Genomic DNA, 16,669 nt, shown 5'->3' with positions numbered 1-16,669 from the left:
GCGATGCGGTGGCGGGCGATGAGCTCGATGTCGGTGAACGACTCGTACATGGTGGTGCTCCTCGGATTCGTGGGGGGTTGTGTTCAGCTCTGGTGGAGGGTGACGTCGCCCGAGGCCGTGGTGGCACGTACCTCGAGGTAGGGCTGGCCGGGCTCGGGCTCCCCGGTGGCGGGCAGGGTGGAGGCGAGGCGGCCGCTCGCGGTGCGGACGTCGGTCCACACCGGGGTGCCGGGGCGTACGCCGATGCGGATGTCGCCGCTGGCGGTCCGGGCGGTCACCTGCCCGGACGCGGCCTCGCCGATCACGAGGTCTCCCGACCCGGTCGTGAAGACCAGGTCTGCCTGCAGCATCCCGACCTGAATGTCGCCCGACCCGGTCTTGACGGCCAGCTCGCCGCCGGTGGCCCCGCCGACGCGTACGTCGCCGCTGCCGGTCGTGACGAGGAGGTCGGAGTCGGCGCGGTTGACGCGGACATCGCCCGAGCCACACTTGATCCGGGCGTCGCCCGAGAAGTGCTCGGCGACGATGTCGCCCGACCCCGACTGCACGATCGTGTCGCCGTCGACGACGTCGAGGGTGACGTCGCCCGAGCCGGTGTCGATGCGGGTGTCGTCGAAGCGGCCGTGGGTCACGACGTCGCTGCTGCCGACCTTGGCGGTGAGGGCACTGGTGACAGGGACCTCGATGACGATCTCGGCGCGTGGGTCCTTGCCGAAGAAGCCTCCGTCGCGCTTCGGCGCGATGATCGCGATCCGGTGCGGACCGTGGCCGTCTCGCAGGTCGCGTACGTCGTACTCGTCGGCGCGGTCGCCGGTGATCTGGATGGTCGTCTCGGTGACGCTGCTCGCGGTCACGCTGACGAGGCCGCGGCCGTTCTCGACGTAGAGGTCGACCGGTTCGGGGCTGTCGAAGGTGCGGTCCAGGTGGTTGCTCATCGGGGTCTCCGGTCTGAGGGTGTGCTCGTCTACCGGACCGGCAGCCCGGTCCGCTGGGGCGGTGCGTGGCCGGTCCTGTGCCGGCCGGATCGGGTCAGGAGGTCAGAGCCAGCCGGTCATCCGGCGGTTGTTGCCCTGCCCCTTCCTGCGGTTGGCGGCGAAGGGGTCGTAGCCGACGAACGGGACGCTGCTCAGGTCGATGTCGACGTTGATCGCGTGCTCGTTGGTGGCGCTGCGCACCACACCGACCATCCAGGTGTTGAGGCTCTGACCGGCGGCGGCCGCCTTCTCCTCGGCGCGGGCCTTGACGGCCTCGGGGATGCGCAGGGTGATGCGGGCCAGGTCGCCGTCGTCCTCCTCGGGCACCGGCGGCGCCGGCGGCGGGGGCGGGGCCGGCAGGGCGCTCGGCGGGGCGATCTCGACCACGAAGTCGAGCTCGCGACCGACCAGGCGGACGTCGACGCTGCCCTCGGGGAGCTCGGCGGTGATCTCGGCCGCGGCGTGGGAGATGGCCTCCATGAGCGCCAGGCGGGCGCTGGGGTCCAGCGCATACGTCAGCCGCTCGGCCGCCTGCTTCAGCTCGTCGCTGCCGGCCTCCGCCGCGGCGACCAGGTCGCGGCGGAGGGAGTCGACGTAGGGGGTGATGTCCATGCGCACCACTCTGACATCACCGTGACGTCCAAGTCAACGGTCTGATGACATCGGATGATGTCATTTTGGCGGTGGAGTGACATCACCACCCCTTGCCCGCAACCACCGGGTACCCGGTGGTTGCCGAGGTTCTCGGCGGTTGCAACGGCCGAGAACCGCACCGAGAGGACTGGCGGACGCGCCCTCAGAGGTCGAAGAGGGAGCCCGTGCCGCTGATGTCGACGTCCGTACGCGGGGTGTGCCCGGGTGTGTCCGTGCTCGTCGCCTTCGCGGCCGGCCTCTCCTCGGGGGCCGACACCTTCTCCGTCTCGGTCTCCGGCTCGGTGGCGGACTCCGGCGCCGGGGCCTCGGCCGGGTCGTCGGAGTCGAGGATCGTGTCCGGGTCCTCGTCCTTGCCCTCGGCCGGGCCGCCCGACTCGGCCGCCTCGGGTGCGTCGGGAGCCTCGGTCGCGTCGTCCGGGTCGGCGAACAGCGCCGCCTGGCTCAGGGCGGCCCCGCTCGGCGGGGCGCTGGGCGTCGCAGCTGCGGGCTCCGCTGTCGGCGGTGCGGCAGCCACCTTCTCATCGGTCGCTTCGGTGGCTGGACCACCGTTCGACGCGGGCTCCGGCTCCGGCTCGACCTCGGGCTCAGGACTCTCCACCGTCGCCGGGGGCGCGGGGGGAGTGCTGGTCGCCGCGACCTCAGGGGCGGGAATGTCGAACAGGGAGCCGACGCTCGCCAGGTCGACGTCGGTTGCCGGGCTGGACGTCGTACCGCTGACGGGCGGTGCGTCAGCCACCTTCTCGACGGTCGGTTCGGTGGCTGGACCACCGCTCGGGGCGGGCGCGGGTTCCGGTGCAGGCTCCGGCTCGGAGGCGACCTCCGGCTCGGGCGCAGCAGCGGCCGGAGCCGCCTCGGTGGCAGGCGCCTCGAGGTCGAACAACGAGCCGAGGCTCGACAGGTCGGCGTCGGTGGTCGGCGTCGACGTGGTGGCGCTGGCTGCGGGCTGGGCCTCGGGCTCCGGGACGTGTGACGTCTCGGTCGCCGGAGCGACCGCATCGTCACTCGTCGGCTCCAGCTCCGACTTGGGCTCGGACTGGGCAGGGGGCGCGGCAGCAGGAGCGGCCGCCTTCGGCGCGGTGGGCTCCGGGGCAGCGATGTCGAACAGCGACCCACCGCCGCTCGGGGCGGGCGGTGCCGCGGCCACCTTCTCGTCGGTCGATCCTGTTGCCTGGTCACCGCCGGTGGCGGGAGCCTCGGCAGCAGGCGCTTCGGGGGCTGGCGCCGGCTCCGGCGTACCGAGGTCGAAGAGCGATCCGCCGCCACCCAGGTCGGTCGAGGCAGCGGATGCAGCGGGGGCCTTGTCGGCGGGCTCGGACGCAGGCTGGGAGGCAGGCTGGGACGCAGGCTTCTCCGCGGCCGGCTCCGCGGCCGCCACAGGCTCCGGGGCAGGCGTGTCGAAGAGCGATCCGCCGGCAGCGGCCGCCGCGGCGGGCTTCTCGGCGGGCTTCTCGGCAGCCGGCTCGGGGGCCGGGGTGTCGAAGAGCGAGGACCCTCCCGACGCCTTGGCGAGCGGACCTGCGTCGGCGGTCTCGGTGACGGTGTCCTCGGTGACCGTGACGTCCCCGGCCTCGGGCTCGTCCTTGGTGGCCACGTCCGTGACGGCAGCGGCGCCGGCCGCGGCCGGCGCGGCAGCGGGGGCGGAGCTGGGAGCGGCCTTGGTGGCCTGCTCGCCCTTCACCGACGCGAGCAGCATCTGCGCGACGTCGAGGACCTCGACCTCCTCGCGCGCCTCACCCTTGGCCTGCTGGGCGGTGAGTCCGTCGGAGAGCATCACGCGGCAGAAGGGGCACCCGACGGCGATCTGGTCGGCGCCGGTGCCGACGGCCTCCTTGGTGCGGTTGAGGTTGATCCGCTCGCCGAGGTTCTCCTCCATCCACATGCGCGCGCCGCCGGCGCCGCAGCAGAAGGACCGCTCGGAGTTGCGCTCCATCTCGATGACCTCGGCGCCGGGCAGCACCTGGAGCAGCTCGCGCGGCGGCGAGTAGACCTCGTTGTGGCGCCCGAGGTAGCAGGGGTCGTGGTAGGTGATCGAGCGCTTCGCGGCGCCCGCGCCGTCCTTGACGGGGGTCAGCTTGCCCTCGCGCACGAGCCGGTTGAGCAGCTGGGTGTGGTGCACGACCTCGAGCTCGACACCGAAGTCCTTGTACTCGTTCTTGAGCGTGTTGAAGCAGTGCGCGCAGGTCGAGACGACCTTCTTGACCTTGTACTCCTTGAAGGTCTCGACGTTCTGCATCGCGAGGCCCTGGAAGACGAACTCGTTGCCCGCACGGCGCGCCGGGTCACCGGTGCAGGTCTCGCCGTTGCCGAGGACCCCGAAGGAGATGCCGGCGATGTTGAGCAGCTCGGCGACGGCGCGGGTGGTCTTCTTCGCGCGGTCCTCGTACGCCCCGGCGCACCCGACCCAGAACAGCCAGTCGACCGACTCGAGGGACTCCAGGTCCTCACCGACGACCGGGACGTCGAAGTCGAGGCCCTTGGCCCAGTCCATCCGCGCGGTCGACGACATGTTCCACGGGTTGCCCTTGTTCTCCAGGCCCTTGAAGAGCTGGTTGAGCTCGGCCGGGAAGTTGGACTCCACCAGCACCTGGTGGCGACGCATGTCCATGATGTGGTCGACGTGCTCGATGTCGACGGGGCACTGCTGGACGCAGGCGCCGCACGAGGTGCAGTTCCACAGCACGTCCTCGTCGATGACGAATGCCGCGTCCTCGGGGTTGTAGAAGTAGTCGAGCACGTCGGTGCCGGAGCCGGCGCTCTCGCCCTTGGAGCCGACCCCGACCAGGGTCCGCTCCGCGTGCGCCTCGTCGCCGTCGGCCTTGGCGTACGCGTGGTCGCGCAGGGCGGTGATCAGGAGCTTGGGCGACAGCGGCTTCTCGGTGTTCCAGGCCGGGCACTGCGACTGGCAGCGGCCGCACTCCGTGCACGTCGTGAAGTCGAGGATGCCCTTCCAGGAGAAGTCCTCGACCACGCCGACGCCGAGCACCGAGTCCTCGTCGAGGTCGTCGATGTCGTCGAGGGTGATCGCCATCCCGCCGGAGGTCAGCGGCTTCATCGCGCCGAGGGCCGTGCTGCCGTCGGACTCGCGCTTGAAGTAGATGTTGAACCAGGCGGTGAAGCGGTGCCAGGCGATGCCCATGGTGATGTTGCGGGCGATCACCATCAGCCAGATCATCGCGAGCGCGATCTTGAACATCGCGATGAAGTAGATGGTGTTCTCGAGCGTGACGGTGTCGTTGGAGTAGAACGCGTCGCCGATCCACGACGAGATCGGGTAGTGGGAGCGACCGGCGTCCTCGTCGAGCTTCCACTCCGCGGCGCGCACGAACAGGATCGCTGCGCCCTCGAGCAGCGCGAGCGCCTCCACGAAGTACGCCTGCCAGAAGTTGGAGCCGAAGAAGCGGCTGCGCCGACCCTCGGACCGCGGGTGGTGCCTCTGGCGGTAGACGATCAGGAAGACGATGCCCACGGTGCTCAGCAGGCCGATGAGCTCGCTGAACCACTCGTAGGGATACCAGTGGCCGATGAGCGGCCACGCGAAGGAGGGCGAGAAGAGCTGGAAGTACGCCGCCAGCACCGCCGTGCTGAGGAAGAGGAACGCCGCGTAGACGAACCAGTGCATGATGCCGACCCAGTGCCACTGGAGCATCCGGGTGTGGAGGAACGTCTCCTTGAGCATCGTCACGGCGCGTCCGCCGGGGTTCTCGGTGCGACCCGGGGCCGGCTGGCCCGCGCGGATCACGCCCAGCATCCGCCGTACGGCCGGGACCAGCATGGCCACGGCGGCGACGGTCAGTGCGAACGAGACGACGATCGCGAAGATCTGCATGTAGGCGTGCTCCTCAGTCGGGCGTACTGAGCCGGAGCATATGACCGCCATGCGTGCCGACGGCAGGGCTCCGGCGAGTGAGAAGAATCCTACCGGCAGGTAACTTCACCCGTCGGGGTGGTGCGGATCAGTTCACGATCGCGACGTTCTCGACCTCGATCTCCCGGGCGTCCTCGCGGTAGGTCGCGAGCTTGGACCTCACCTGGTCGAGGGCCTCGGTCAGCTTCTCGATCCCGTCGCGCAGCTTCTGCTGGTGCTCGAGGTGGGCCATGTGGGACTCGCTGGTCTCGTCCCAGCCGGGCGTCAGGCTCTCGACCTGCTCCAACAGGTCGTCGACCTGGGTGGTGAGGGCGGTCGTGGCGTCGGCGAGCGCCGTCTCCATGGTGGAGAGGGCACCCTGGTGCACGACCAGGCCGCGCTCGCTCATCGGGGACCACCGCCGAGGCGGTCGGCGAGCTGTCCGGCCCGGGTGGCCTGCTCGACGTCGTTGGTGGCGTGCTCCTGGGCGACGTACATCAGGCTCTGGGAGTAGCCCTCGAGGATCGGGCCGAGCGTCACCGCGACGTTGAACCACTCGTTGATCGCCTCGCCGAAGCCGGCGGCGGCCTGGCCCTTGAAGCCCTGGCCCGCCTCGGTCTCGATGGTGGCGCCGAGCTCGCGCAGTGTCTCCTGCAGGGGCGCGACCGCGTCGGCGGCGGCCTGGGCGGCTGCCTGCATCTCGGCGTAGACAAGTCCGACGGCCACGGCCGCCTCCTCTCCTCGGGTGCGTCGACGGCTCCCTACCCCGGAGGGGACGCCTTCACACGCACCGGGCTGCCCGACTTCGGCCGGGTTTGAGCCACACCGGTCCGGGGAACTCACCTGCCATGCCGTCCTACGACTACGAAGTCGACCTCCAGAGCATGGGCAAGGCCGCCCAGGGGCTCAACGAGACGCTGCAGCTCTTCAAGGACAAGGACGTCGAGGACCTGGTGCCGTCCAAGGGTGATGTCGGCAGCGACGTCGTCTGGGATGCGCTCGACGAGTTCAAGGGGCGCTGGGAGGAAGGCGTCAACAACCTCTGCCAGGACGTCGAGGAGATGGCCGGCAGGGTGGGCAAGATCGCGATGAACTACTTCGAGACCGACAAGGCGGGCTACGAGTCGCTCGCGGCCCTCAAGGGCACCATCGCCGCGATCAAGGTGATGTGACGTGCCGGACTTCGAGATCGAGGGCAACCCGGGCAACATCCGGTCCAGGGCCGTCACGATGGAGCAGAAGGGCCAGCTCTTCTACGACACCGGCGACGCGTTGTCCAAGATCGACGTGTCGGGCTGGACCGGCCGGGCCGCCGACGAGTTCCGCGAGGCCCACGACCTCGAGCCCGAGCGCTGGTACAAGTCCGGCAACGGCTTCAAGAAGGCTGCAGCGGGTCTGACGACGTACGCCGGTGAGCTGGAGGGCGCGCAGTCCCGCGCCGACTGGGCTCGCGAGGAGTACGCCCGGGGCGAGCGCGAGTCGGAGAGCGCACGCACCCAGTACGGCTCCTACATGGACCGGATGCGCTCCTACTGGAGCACCGGCGGCACCGACCAGGCCGAGCCCTTCGTGGACTGGGGCAGCCCGATCCAGCAGGGCGCGCTCGAGGAGCTCAACGCGGCGAAGGCCGACCTCGACAACGCCGCCCACGTGTGTGCCGGCCAGGTCAGGGCGGGCTGCGCCGATGCACCGGAGGAGCCCAACTGGCTGGAGTCCGGGCTGAAGTTCGTCGGCGGCATCCTCGAGGGCGCCGGCGAGGCGGTGTGGGACCTGCTCACCATGGTGCCGTTCAGCCCGGTCAACATGGTGATCGACGCCTACAAGCTGGCCACGGGCGACATCACGCCCGAGGAGCTGATGAAGAAGTACGAGCTCTCCGCCGAGAGCGCGTGGGACATGGCGAACGGCATCTACACCGGTCTCACGACCGACCCGGTCGGCTTCGGCAAGGAGCTCGGGAAGAGCCTGCTCGACTGGGACACCTGGGCCGACGACCCGGCCCGCGCGATCGGCCACCTGGTGCCCGACGCGATCGCGGCCGTCGCGACGGCCGGCACCGGCGCGCTCGCCACCCGGGGCGCGAAGGGCACGATGGACGTCCTCGACGGGCTCTCCGACCTCAGCAAGCTGGACAACCTCTCCGACCTCAGCAAGCTGGACAACCTCTCGGACCTCAACAAGCTCGACAACCTGTCCGACCTCAACAAGCTCGACAACCTCGCCGACCTCACCAGGTACGACGACGTCACGGCGGCTCCGCAGGGCACCAACCGCATGCTCGACGACCCCGCCCTCGAGCCGTGGCTCGACGAGGTCGGTCAGGCCCACCCCGAGCTCGACCGGGACGGCATCCGCGGCATCTGGGACTACACCACCGACAACGGCTACGACACGATGAACAACGCGATGCGCGGCGACGGCCCCATCGACCCCGCGGTGCAGAGCCGCATCGACGCGACCAACCGCGGACTCGACCAGCTGCCCGACCACGAGGGCACCACCTATCGCGGCACCAACCTGCCCGACTCGGTCGTCGACCGGATCAACAACGGCGGCAACCTGTCCGACGGCGCGTTCACCAGCAGCTCCACCCGGCAGGACGTCGCCGAGGGCTTCATGAACCCCGGCCGGGACAACCCGACCCGGATCACCATCGAGGGCCACTCGGGCAGCAACGTCGGCCCGTTCTCCGCCGCGAGGTCGGAGGCTGAGATCCTGTTCCGAGGTGGCACCGAGTTCGAGGTGCTGAGCAATACGGTGGGGCCTGACGGCATCCGTCAGCTGGTGGTGAGGGAGATCCCGTGAGTGGTCGCAAGGACCTGGACGACATGAGCCCGGAGGAGATCGGCGCCTGGGCGGCCCGTGACTGGGCAGAGGGGCTCGCCGCCAACGCCGACAGGCCCAAGCCCGAGATCAGCCGGGTCAAGCGCGACGACTACCCGCACTGGGACGTCGTCGCCTACGAGTTCCACACGCGGGCCGGAGATCGGGTCCTGGTCCGCACCGCCGAGGGGACGCAGGTCGAGGGCACCCTCGGAGGAGTACGTACGGCTCGCGGCCAGGACGAGCTGCTGGTCGAGCTCGACCGGACCGTGTGGGCGTGCACGCGCGCCGACGGGCAGAGCTGGGCACCCAAGGACAACGGCCGGGTGCGGGTCGAGACCCTGGAGGTTGCCGTCCGGGCGCGGCGCGTCGAGGGTGCTCCTGACGCGCAGGAGTGGACCCTGCAGACCAACATGGAGGGACAGCCGTGACCCGGACCTCGGACCTGGAGACGCTGCTCTCGACCCTGGAGCAGCTGCCGCCCCACGAGGGCGTGGTCTTCCGCGGGTGCGAGGAGCGCAGCCACGAGCGCTGGCCGGGTCGGGCCCACGTCACGGAGGCGCTCGTCTCGGCGTCGCGCGATCCGCGGGTCGCGACGGACAACTTCAGCACCGAAGCGGTCTACGCGATCCTCAGCCGCAAGGGTCGCGGGATCGAGCAGTTCTCGGCCGCGCGCCACGAGCACGAGGTCGTGTTCCTCCCCGGCACCGTCCTCACCCTCGTCACCCGGGTCCGCTTCAAGGACCTCGGCGTGACGGTCGTCGAGGAGTTCGACCCCGACGCCGAGGGCGAGCGGGAGGCGGTGGACTTCGCCGCGCTGCAGGAGGAGATCGGCCGCGCGCTCGCGGAGGCCGAGCTGCGCGATCCGGTCCCGCCGTCGCACCCCGGCAAGTTCGTCGGCGACATCGCGTGACCCGACCCTCGTGACGACGCAGCTCGACGCGGCCGTGCTCGACCGCGTGGAGGGTGTCCTGCTGGGCGCTGCCTGCGGCGACGCCCTGGGCGTGCCCTACGAGTTCGGCTCGGCGCCACTGGGCGCGTCGGAGGCCCCGCGGATGATCGGCGGGGGCCTCGGCCCCTACGACCCCGGCGAGTGGAGCGACGACACGCAGATGGCGGTCGTCATCGCCCGGGTGGCTGCGGCGCGCGGGCTGACCGACGGGACCGCGCTGGACGACATCGTCGACGGCTGGGTCGAGTGGCTCGAGGGCGGAGCCTCCGACGTCGGCATGCAGACCCGCGCGATCCTGCGCAGCGTTGCTGCAGGGAGGGGTACGCCGGGGTCGGCCGGCCGCGCCCTTGCGGCAGGCCACGAGCTCCACCGCCGCACCGGGAAGACGGCGGGCAACGGGTCGCTGATGCGTACGGCGCCGGTAGCGCTCGCCTTCCTCGACGACCCCGCCTCCCTCACGCTGCACGCCCGGGACGTCTCCGACCTCACCCACCCGGACCCCGTGGCCGGCGACGCGTGCGTGCTGTGGTGCCACGCGGTCCGCTTCGGCGTGGTGGAGGGCGCGATGCCCGACCTCGCGGACCTCGTCGTCGAGCTCCCCGCCGAGCGCCGGGACCAGTGGGCCGCGTGGGTGGCCGAGGCGGACACGCAGCCACCGGCAGCGTTCGCCCCCAACGGCTACGTGGTCCGCGCTTTCCAGGCCGCGTGGTCCGCCGTCCGCCACCCGGCCGCCGAGGGCACGCCGCTCGTCGCCTCGCTGACCTCCGCTGTGCACGCCGGTGACGACACCGACACTGTCGCCGCGATCGCGGGTGCCCTCCTGGGAGCCTGCTGGGGCGCCGCGTCCGTGCCCGAGTCGTGGCTCGCCGACGTGCACGGCTGGCCCGGCCTGCGCGCCGACGGACTGCGCGACCTCGCGCGTCGGGTGGTCGAGCGTCGGTGACGTGGCCGACCGACGTGTCCCGCGATGGGCTGCGTGGCGAGGCCGCGCAGACGTAGCCTCAGGTGTGCGTCGATGGCTGGTGGTCCTCCTGGTGACGGCGGCCGTCGCGATGGCGGCGCCGGCCGACGCACGTCCGGCGGAGGTCGACGCACGGACGGCCGGTGCCGCCCCCGGACGGCTCGCCATCCCGGTGATCGGGGTCGACGCGGGGATCATCCCGGTCGGGGTGACCCGCCGCGGACAGCTCGCGATCGGGCGCAGCGTCCGCGACGTCTACCGCTGGCGCGACGGCGTACGCCCCGGGCAGGCGGGAAGCGCCGTGCTGGCCGGCCACACCTGGTCGAAGGGACCGGGGGTGTTCGACCGCCTCGGCTCCCTGAAGGTCGGCCACCGCGTCGTCGTCGGCACGTCCCGTTTCCGGGTGGTGCGGGTGCGCCGGGTGACGGGGATGTCGCCGCGGCAGGTCTCGAGGCTCTTCTCCGAGCGGGGCAGGGCGCGGCTCGTGCTCATCACGTGCGGCGACCGCAACGACCTCACCGGGGTCTACCGCACCCGCATCGTCGTCAACGCGGAGCTGCTGCCCCGCCGCTGACCCGTCGCGTCAGCCGCTGCGCCGTCGCAGCGACCGCCGATGCGATCGAGGTGACGTCGGCGACGGCGTCGCTGGGGAACGTCACCGCCACCCCCGCCACCGGGTGCGCGTTGTGGTCGAGCACCGCTGCCGCGACGCTCCGCAGCCCCGGCGTCACCTCGCCGTCCTCCGTCGCGTGTCCCCGCTGCCGGGTCTCGGAGAGCAGCACGCGCAGTGCACTCGGCGACGCCGGCCCCTGGCCGTGGCGATCGACGAACGCGTCCCGGTCGGGATAGAGCGCCCGGACCTGGCTCGCCGGCAGTGCAGCGAGGATCGCGCGTCCCGACGCGGTCAGGTGCGCGGGGAGGCGTACGCCGACGTCGGTGACGAGCGGCGGTCGTCCGGGCGCGCGCTCCTCGATGACGTAGAGCACGTCGCGGCCGTGGAGCACCGCGAGGTGGGCGCCGTGGCCGGTGCGGTCGACGAGCTCGGCCAGCGGGCGCCGGGCCAGGCGGGCCAGCGGCTCCTGGCGCGTGAAGCCGCTGCCGACCTCGAACGCCGCGACCCCCAGGCCGTAGCGGTGCTCGTCGGGCAGGTGCACGACGAAACCCTCGTCGATCATCGTGTTGAGCAGGTGGTAGGCCGTGCTGCGCGGTAGCTCGCACGCGCGCACGATCCGGTCGAGCGGGACCGGGTCGGCCTGGGTGGCCAGGAACCGCAGGACCCGCAGGGCGCGGGTTGCTGCGGGGACCTGGCTCACGCGTCAGATCGTGGCACGGCTCAGGTGTCCTTGCGGGTGAACCAGCCGCCGTTGGTGCCGTCGCTCTCCATCGGCTTGCCCGGCATCTCGTTGGCGCCGGGGGTGCGGCGGGGGAGGAGCGGCGTGCCGGACTCCGGCTGCTCGGTGGCGGTCGGCTCGGTGGCGGTCGGCTCGGTGGCGGTCGGCTCGGTGGACGTCGGCTCCGCGGGAGCCTGCTCGGTGGCGGTCGGCTCCGTGGTCGTCGGCTCCGGCGTGAGGTTCGCCTCCGAGGGCGGGGTGGGCTGCTGGTCGACGGTGCCGCCGACCTGCGGCGCGTAGTCGTCGGCCTTGTGGTCCACGCGCGGGTCCAACCGGTCGGCCGCCCGCACCTGGCTCTCGTGCGCCGCCTCCGCCTGCGAGGCGGCGACGCGCGCCTCCTCGGCCTCGGCCCGCGCGCGCTCGGCGGCGACGCGTGCCTCCTCGGCCCTCGCCTCCGCCTCCGCGGCCCGGTCCTGGGCGGGCGGAAGGGTGGACTGCGCCTCGGCGGCGGCCTGGGTGCGCAGCTGCTCGGCGCGCGCGATGTTGGACTCGCGGTTCTTCTGGCGGATCACGTACGCCGCCACGGCGAGCACGACCAGGACGATGACTGCGATGACGATGAACGTGGTCACGACATTCCTTCTTCACGACAACAGGGGGAGGGGGTCAGTCTCGCAGCAGCGGTGGCCGTGTCCAGAGGTGACAGCAGATCGTGGAGCTCCCGAGTCAGTATCGAGCACGGGAGCTCCACGATCTCTGCCGAGGCTCGGGGTGTCAGCCGAGCGAACCGCAGGCGTGACGCCTCAGGCGCGGTGCGTCTCGCCAGTGCCGTCGGTGCGGGTGCCGTCGGCGTCGAGGTGCGGGTGATCGGTGCCGGCGCCCGGTGCGTAGTCGTCGGACGACGTGTCGACGCGCGGGTCCACCGCGTCCGCGGTGCGCAGCCGGTCCTCGTGGACGGCCTGCTGCTGCGTGGCCGCCACCTTCGCCTCCTGCGCCTGCTGCGCGGCCCGCTCCGCCTCGAGCCGGGCCACCTCGGCCTGCGCCTCGGCCTCCTTCGCGCGGTTCTGCGTCTCCGGGATCGCCGCTGCGTGCTCGTGCGCCTCGTGCCGCAGGTGCTCGGCGTGCTCGTGCTGCTTCTTCCTGCGCTGCTGGGTCACCAGCCACGCGGCGATCGCCGCCACGACCAGCACGACGACCAGGACGATGATCCACTCGGTCGTTTCCACAGCGTTCCTCCTGCTCCGGCGACCTCGGACGGGTCACCTTTCCCCTGCACGGTGCCGGAGCGGCCTGTCGCGGTGCACCCCCCAAGAGGCGGGGCTCAGCGGATCGACCACATCACCCGCTGTGCCGTCGTGTGTCCGAGGAGGTAGCCGTCATCCATGGCGTCGCGGAAGTGCAGGCCACCCCAGATCCGGGCGTTGAGCGCATCGTGCTCGAGTGCCGTGAGCGTCGCGTAGCTGCGGGACTGGCTCCCGACCCGCAGGACGAGCGGGGTGGCGTCGCCCAGGGTCTCGCGCACCACCTCGGCGAACGGCGACGTCGCCGCGGCGTGCCCGCTGGTGTAGTCGGAGTACGCGGGGTTGGGGATGAGTGGCACCCACCCGGTCTCCGGGACCGTCCCCGCGTTGCCGTCGGTGTCGGCCGCTGCGATCGCCTGGACAGGTCGCCAGAAGCCGAGGTCGTACTTCAGCCGGAACGTCTGGATGAAGCTCGTCACCACGGCGGCGTCGATGCGGGCGAACATGCGGGTGGTGGGCAGCAGCCCCAACGGTGCACCGTCCAGCACGTCGCAGACGGCGAGACGGTAGGCGGCGCTGATCGTCGAACCCGCGAAGAACTGCGAGATCGCGGTCTGGTCGGCCGTACGCGTCGTCGAGGTGGTCGACCCGACCGCGGCCACCTCTCGGTAGTCCGCGGCGTACGCGGCGCTGCCCAAGGGGTCGGGGCCGTCGAGGGCGACCGGGGCGACGTCGACGACCGGCTTGAGGAAGCCGAGCCACGCGAGGGCCATGCCCGTTGCCGGGGGCTGCCAGACACCCGGTGCGGCCGCCTTCTGGTAGACGATCGCGGTGTTGAAGCGCCCGTCGCCCACCCGGGAGGCGATCATCGCGTCCGCAGCCGCGGCGCCGATCGCGGCACCGGCGTCCGCCTTCCTCCCGTCAGGGATGCGCGCCATCATGGCCGCGAGGTCGGCGTCGAGGTTGGCCCGGGAGCCGGGGAAGTACTCGTGCAGCACGTCGTGGGCGGCCGTCGCGACTGCGGCGGTGGCAGCGACCCGGCCCTGGCGCTGGGCCTCGCGAGCGGCGTCGTGCACCGCGAGAGAGGTGAACGACAGGTACATCGAACCGACGGGAGGCGCCGGCATCGGCACGGTCTCGGTCCAGATGGTGCGCACCGCGATGCGCTGCCACTGGACCGCCGCCTCCGCGGCCTTGACGTGGTCGTTCGCCGGGTGGGCGACGGCAGGTGCGGCGCGGTGGGTGGGCGCGGACGCCGTGGCGTCCGCCGCGGCGACGAGCAGCGGGGCCACGAGGAGGCCGGAGCCCAGGGTCAGGAGGATGCGACGGAGCGACGTCATGAGGGTGCTTCTCGGAGCAGGGGTGGTCTCGCTTCCGAGTGAAGCGATCCGCGCGCTCGGGCGGAATTCGCTTTCAGGCGTATTCCTCCACCTGGTCGACCGCGCTCGTGGGGCCGCCGCGGAACGCGACCACGGCCGCCATCCGGTTGTGCACGCCCAGCTTCCGGTAGGCGTGCTCGAGGTGCTTGCGCACGGTGGCGACCGAGACGTAGAGGTCCTCGGCGATGTCGGAGTTCGACCGGCCGGTGGCGACGAGCTGCAGCACGCGCCGTTCCGTCAGCGTGAGCGAGGAGGGGAGGGCGCACGTCTGGTGGCTGCGCATCAGTCGCTGGAGTGCGGGGCTGATCATCCGGAGCATCGCCAGGTCGCGGTCCGTGAAGGTGCTCCTGTGCCGATCCAGCGAGAGCTGGGAGACGTGGTCCTTGCCGTTGCGGAACCCGATGACCACGCCGTCGGCCACGCCGACGGACCGGAGCAGGTCCTGGTGGTCGGGATCGCGACTCTGGTGCACGATGCCCAGCGGCAGCGGTCCATCGCACGCCTGCGGGTCGAACGAGCCCCAGGGGACGTGCGGAAGGGAGACGGCCTCCAGCACGCAGCCCGTCGAGTCAGCGATGTGGACGTCGATCTCGTCGCAGGGGATGAGGCGGTCGACGAGGGCGAGGACGTGCGGCGCGGGGAGCGCGCCCGGTGTCGGCTCGAGGGCCATCAGGGCACGCAGGCACGACTGTTCGCGTTCGGTCAGCACGAGATCGGGCACAGTGCCTCCTCCGTCACCTCGACGGTAGGCGTGCTGCGCACGCCCCGCACCCTGGTCCAGACCGACGCAGCGGTCTGGGATCCGAGACAGTACGCCTTCGGACGGGGTGGTCGCCCCCGCGCCGCAGGCGTTGGATGGGCGACATGCAGACCATCCAGGTCGGGGTCGGCCCCGTCTCGTTCGAGGACCTTGTCCATGTCGCCCGCGCGGGCGCCCACGTCGAGCTGACCGACGAGGCGCTCGGCGCGATCGACCACGCCCGCGGCGTCATCGAGACGCTGGCCGCGGCCGAGACGCCGACGTACGGCGTCAGCACGGGGTTCGGTGCCCTTGCCACCCGGCACATCCCGACCGAGATGCGCGCCCAGCTCCAGCGCTCGCTGGTGCGTTCGCACGCCGCCGGCTCCGGCCCGGAGGTCGAGCGCGAGGTCGTCCGGGCCCTCATGCTGCTGCGTCTCTCGACGCTCGCGACGGGTCGCACCGGCGTACGACGGCAGACTGCGCAGCTGATGGCCTCGCTCCTGACGCACGGGATCACGCCGGTCGTGCGGGAGTACGGCTCGCTCGGCTGCTCCGGGGACCTCGCACCCCTGTCCCACTGTGCGCTCGCGCTGATGGGGGAGGGCGACGTACGTGACGGGGCCGGCGTGCTGATGCCCGCCGCCGACGCCCTGGCCGCGGCCGGACTCGAGCCGGTCGAGCTGGTCGCCAAGGAGGGCCTGGCGCTGATCAACGGCACCGACGGCATGCTCGGCATGCTGGTCATGGCCATCACCGACCTGCGGATGCTGCTGCGCACCGCCGACATCGCTGCGGCCATGAGTGTCGAGGGCCAGCTCGGCACGGACCGGGTGTTCGCCCCCGCGCTGCAGGCCATCCGCCCGCACCCCGGCCAGGCGCTGTCCGCGGCGAACCTCACGGCGATGATGGCGGGCTCCGCGATCGTCGCGTCGCACCGGACAGGGGACTGCAACCGCGTCCAGGACGCCTACTCGCTGCGGTGCTCGCCGCAGGTGCACGGCGCGGCTCGCGACACCGTCGAGCACGCGGCGACCGTGGCCGGCCACGAGCTCGCGAGCGCGATCGACAACCCGGTCGTGCTCGCCAACCCTGACGGCAGTGGGACGGTGGAGTCCAACGGCAACTTCCACGGTGCACCGGTGGCCTACGTCCTCGACTTCCTGGCGATCGTCGCCGCCGACGTCGCGTCGATCAGCGAGCGGCGTACGGACCGCTTCCTCGACAAGGCGCGCAACCACGGGCTGCCGCCCTTCCTCGCCGACGACCCCGGCGTGGACAGCGGCCACATGATCGCGCAGTACACCCAGGCCGCGATCGTCTCCGAGCTCAAGCGGCTCGCCGTCCCGGCGTCCGTCGACTCGATCCCCTCCAGCGCCATGCAGGAGGACCACGTGTCGATGGGCTGGGGCGCCGCGCGCAAGCTGCGCCGCAGCATCGACGGGCTGTCGCGTGTCGTCGCGGTCGAGGTGCTCACCGCGGCCCGCGCGCTCGACCTGCGCGCGCCCCTCACGCCGTCGCCCGCCACCGCCGCCGTGGTCGCGCTCCTGCGCGACTCCGGCATCCAGGGCCCCGGCCCCGACCGCCACCTCTCGCCCGAGATCGAGGCCGCGGTCGGCCTCGTCCAGTCCGGCGCGGTCCTCGCCGCGGCGGAAGGTGTGGTCGGCCCGCTGGCCTGAGGCCACGACGTAGCTCGCCCGTCCGGTTCAGGTGCAGCCTGGGCCGTTCGGGAGACGCGGCTCGCTGCCGCCGCTACGTTGCGTCCTATGAG

17 protein-coding genes are annotated in these 16,669 nt (G+C 71.8%); 7 read left to right on the top strand and 10 right to left on the bottom strand.

Annotated elements, in window-relative coordinates; translation table 11 throughout:
• Positions 1–83 precede the first annotated feature (83 nt).
• The 5 genes from BM127_RS04480 to BM127_RS04460 form a co-directional block, all read right to left on the bottom strand.
• Positions 84–935, bottom strand: a complete 852-nt coding sequence (locus BM127_RS04480; protein ID WP_091194823.1) for a DUF4097 family beta strand repeat-containing protein — start codon at positions 933–935, stop codon at positions 84–86.
• Positions 936–1,037: 102 nt separating this feature from the next.
• A complete protein-coding gene (locus BM127_RS04475; RefSeq protein WP_091194820.1) occupies positions 1,038–1,586 on the bottom strand; it encodes a toxin-antitoxin system HicB family antitoxin in 549 nt (182 codons plus the stop codon).
• Positions 1,587–1,770: 184 nt separating this feature from the next.
• On the bottom strand, positions 1,771–5,454 hold the full coding sequence (locus BM127_RS04470; protein ID WP_091194817.1) for a heterodisulfide reductase-related iron-sulfur binding cluster: 3,684 nt from the start codon (positions 5,452–5,454) through the stop codon (positions 1,771–1,773).
• Between the two features lie 127 nt (positions 5,455–5,581).
• The gene (locus BM127_RS04465) at positions 5,582–5,881 is read right to left on the bottom strand and encodes a WXG100 family type VII secretion target (RefSeq protein WP_091194815.1); all 300 of its coding nucleotides are present in this window, start codon (positions 5,879–5,881) and stop codon (positions 5,582–5,584) included.
• Positions 5,878–6,198, bottom strand: coding sequence for a WXG100 family type VII secretion target (locus BM127_RS04460; RefSeq protein WP_091194813.1), 321 nt, complete (start codon positions 6,196–6,198; stop codon positions 5,878–5,880). The genes BM127_RS04465 and BM127_RS04460 overlap by 4 nt, the downstream gene beginning before the upstream one ends.
• Positions 6,199–6,320: 122 nt before the next feature.
• Here BM127_RS04460 and BM127_RS04455 point away from each other — a divergent pair, with 122 nt between their 5' ends.
• From BM127_RS04455 to BM127_RS04430, 6 genes are all read left to right on the top strand, one after another.
• Positions 6,321–6,644 (top strand): hypothetical protein, encoded by a 324-nt coding sequence (locus BM127_RS04455; RefSeq protein ID WP_091194811.1) that lies wholly within the window; start codon positions 6,321–6,323, stop codon positions 6,642–6,644.
• A 1-nt stretch (position 6,645) separates the two neighbouring features.
• On the top strand, positions 6,646–8,277 hold the full coding sequence (locus BM127_RS04450; protein WP_091194809.1) for a putative T7SS-secreted protein: 1,632 nt from the start codon (positions 6,646–6,648) through the stop codon (positions 8,275–8,277).
• Complete coding sequence (locus BM127_RS04445) at positions 8,274–8,726, top strand: hypothetical protein (protein ID WP_091194806.1); 453 nt, start codon at positions 8,274–8,276, stop codon at positions 8,724–8,726. The genes BM127_RS04450 and BM127_RS04445 overlap by 4 nt, the downstream gene beginning before the upstream one ends.
• Positions 8,723–9,208, top strand: a complete 486-nt coding sequence (locus tag BM127_RS04440) for a hypothetical protein (protein WP_091194803.1) — start codon at positions 8,723–8,725, stop codon at positions 9,206–9,208. The genes BM127_RS04445 and BM127_RS04440 overlap by 4 nt, the downstream gene beginning before the upstream one ends.
• Before the next feature lie 10 nt (positions 9,209–9,218).
• On the top strand, positions 9,219–10,190 hold the full coding sequence (locus BM127_RS04435; RefSeq protein WP_091194801.1) for an ADP-ribosylglycohydrolase family protein: 972 nt from the start codon (positions 9,219–9,221) through the stop codon (positions 10,188–10,190).
• A 64-nt stretch (positions 10,191–10,254) separates the two neighbouring features.
• A complete protein-coding gene (locus tag BM127_RS04430) occupies positions 10,255–10,782 on the top strand; it encodes a class F sortase (RefSeq protein ID WP_139227632.1) in 528 nt (175 codons plus the stop codon).
• Here the strand turns inward: BM127_RS04430 and BM127_RS04425 are convergent.
• The 5 genes from BM127_RS04425 to BM127_RS22500 form a co-directional block, all read right to left on the bottom strand.
• Complete coding sequence (locus BM127_RS04425) at positions 10,754–11,521, bottom strand: IclR family transcriptional regulator (protein WP_091194796.1); 768 nt, start codon at positions 11,519–11,521, stop codon at positions 10,754–10,756. The genes BM127_RS04430 and BM127_RS04425 overlap by 29 nt on opposite strands.
• Before the next feature lie 20 nt (positions 11,522–11,541).
• Positions 11,542–12,171, bottom strand: a complete 630-nt coding sequence (locus BM127_RS04420) for a hypothetical protein (protein WP_091194793.1) — start codon at positions 12,169–12,171, stop codon at positions 11,542–11,544.
• Positions 12,172–12,342: 171 nt separating this feature from the next.
• A complete protein-coding gene (locus BM127_RS04415; RefSeq protein WP_091194790.1) occupies positions 12,343–12,765 on the bottom strand; it encodes a hypothetical protein in 423 nt (140 codons plus the stop codon).
• A 95-nt stretch (positions 12,766–12,860) separates the two neighbouring features.
• Positions 12,861–14,120 carry a vanadium-dependent haloperoxidase gene (locus BM127_RS22130; RefSeq protein ID WP_091194787.1) on the bottom strand — a complete coding sequence of 420 codons (1,260 nt, stop codon included), beginning with the start codon at positions 14,118–14,120 and terminating at the stop codon, positions 12,861–12,863.
• A 73-nt stretch (positions 14,121–14,193) separates the two neighbouring features.
• Positions 14,194–14,880, bottom strand: a complete 687-nt coding sequence (locus tag BM127_RS22500) for a helix-turn-helix transcriptional regulator (protein ID WP_231263076.1) — start codon at positions 14,878–14,880, stop codon at positions 14,194–14,196.
• A gap of 143 nt (positions 14,881–15,023) precedes the next feature.
• On the opposite strand from BM127_RS22500, the gene hutH reads away from it, so the two are divergent.
• Positions 15,024–16,577: a histidine ammonia-lyase gene (hutH, locus tag BM127_RS04400; protein WP_091195496.1), complete on the top strand. Its 1,554-nt coding sequence runs from the start codon at positions 15,024–15,026 to the stop codon at positions 16,575–16,577.
• Positions 16,578–16,669: the final 92 nt, after the last annotated feature.

The organism is Nocardioides alpinus (assembly GCF_900112035.1).
Classification (GTDB): domain Bacteria; phylum Actinomycetota; class Actinomycetes; order Propionibacteriales; family Nocardioidaceae; genus Nocardioides; species Nocardioides alpinus.
Note: the sequence above shows the minus strand (reverse complement) of the source record. Positions and strands in the feature narration are given on the sequence as shown.

Excerpts from the sequence above, each read along its gene's own strand:
- hutH (WP_091195496.1), top strand. The coding sequence starts at position 15,024 with ATGCAGACCATCCAGGTCGGGGTCGGCCCCGTCTCGTTCGAGGACCTT.
- BM127_RS04480 (WP_091194823.1), bottom strand. The coding sequence starts at position 935 with ATGAGCAACCACCTGGACCGCACCTTCGACAGCCCCGAACCGGTCGAC.
- BM127_RS04470 (WP_091194817.1), bottom strand. The coding sequence starts at position 5,454 with ATGCAGATCTTCGCGATCGTCGTCTCGTTCGCACTGACCGTCGCCGCC.
- BM127_RS22130 (WP_091194787.1), bottom strand. The coding sequence starts at position 14,120 with ATGACGTCGCTCCGTCGCATCCTCCTGACCCTGGGCTCCGGCCTCCTC.
- BM127_RS04465 (WP_091194815.1), bottom strand. The coding sequence starts at position 5,881 with ATGAGCGAGCGCGGCCTGGTCGTGCACCAGGGTGCCCTCTCCACCATG.
- BM127_RS04475 (WP_091194820.1), bottom strand. The coding sequence starts at position 1,586 with ATGGACATCACCCCCTACGTCGACTCCCTCCGCCGCGACCTGGTCGCC.
- BM127_RS04455 (WP_091194811.1), top strand. The coding sequence starts at position 6,321 with ATGCCGTCCTACGACTACGAAGTCGACCTCCAGAGCATGGGCAAGGCC.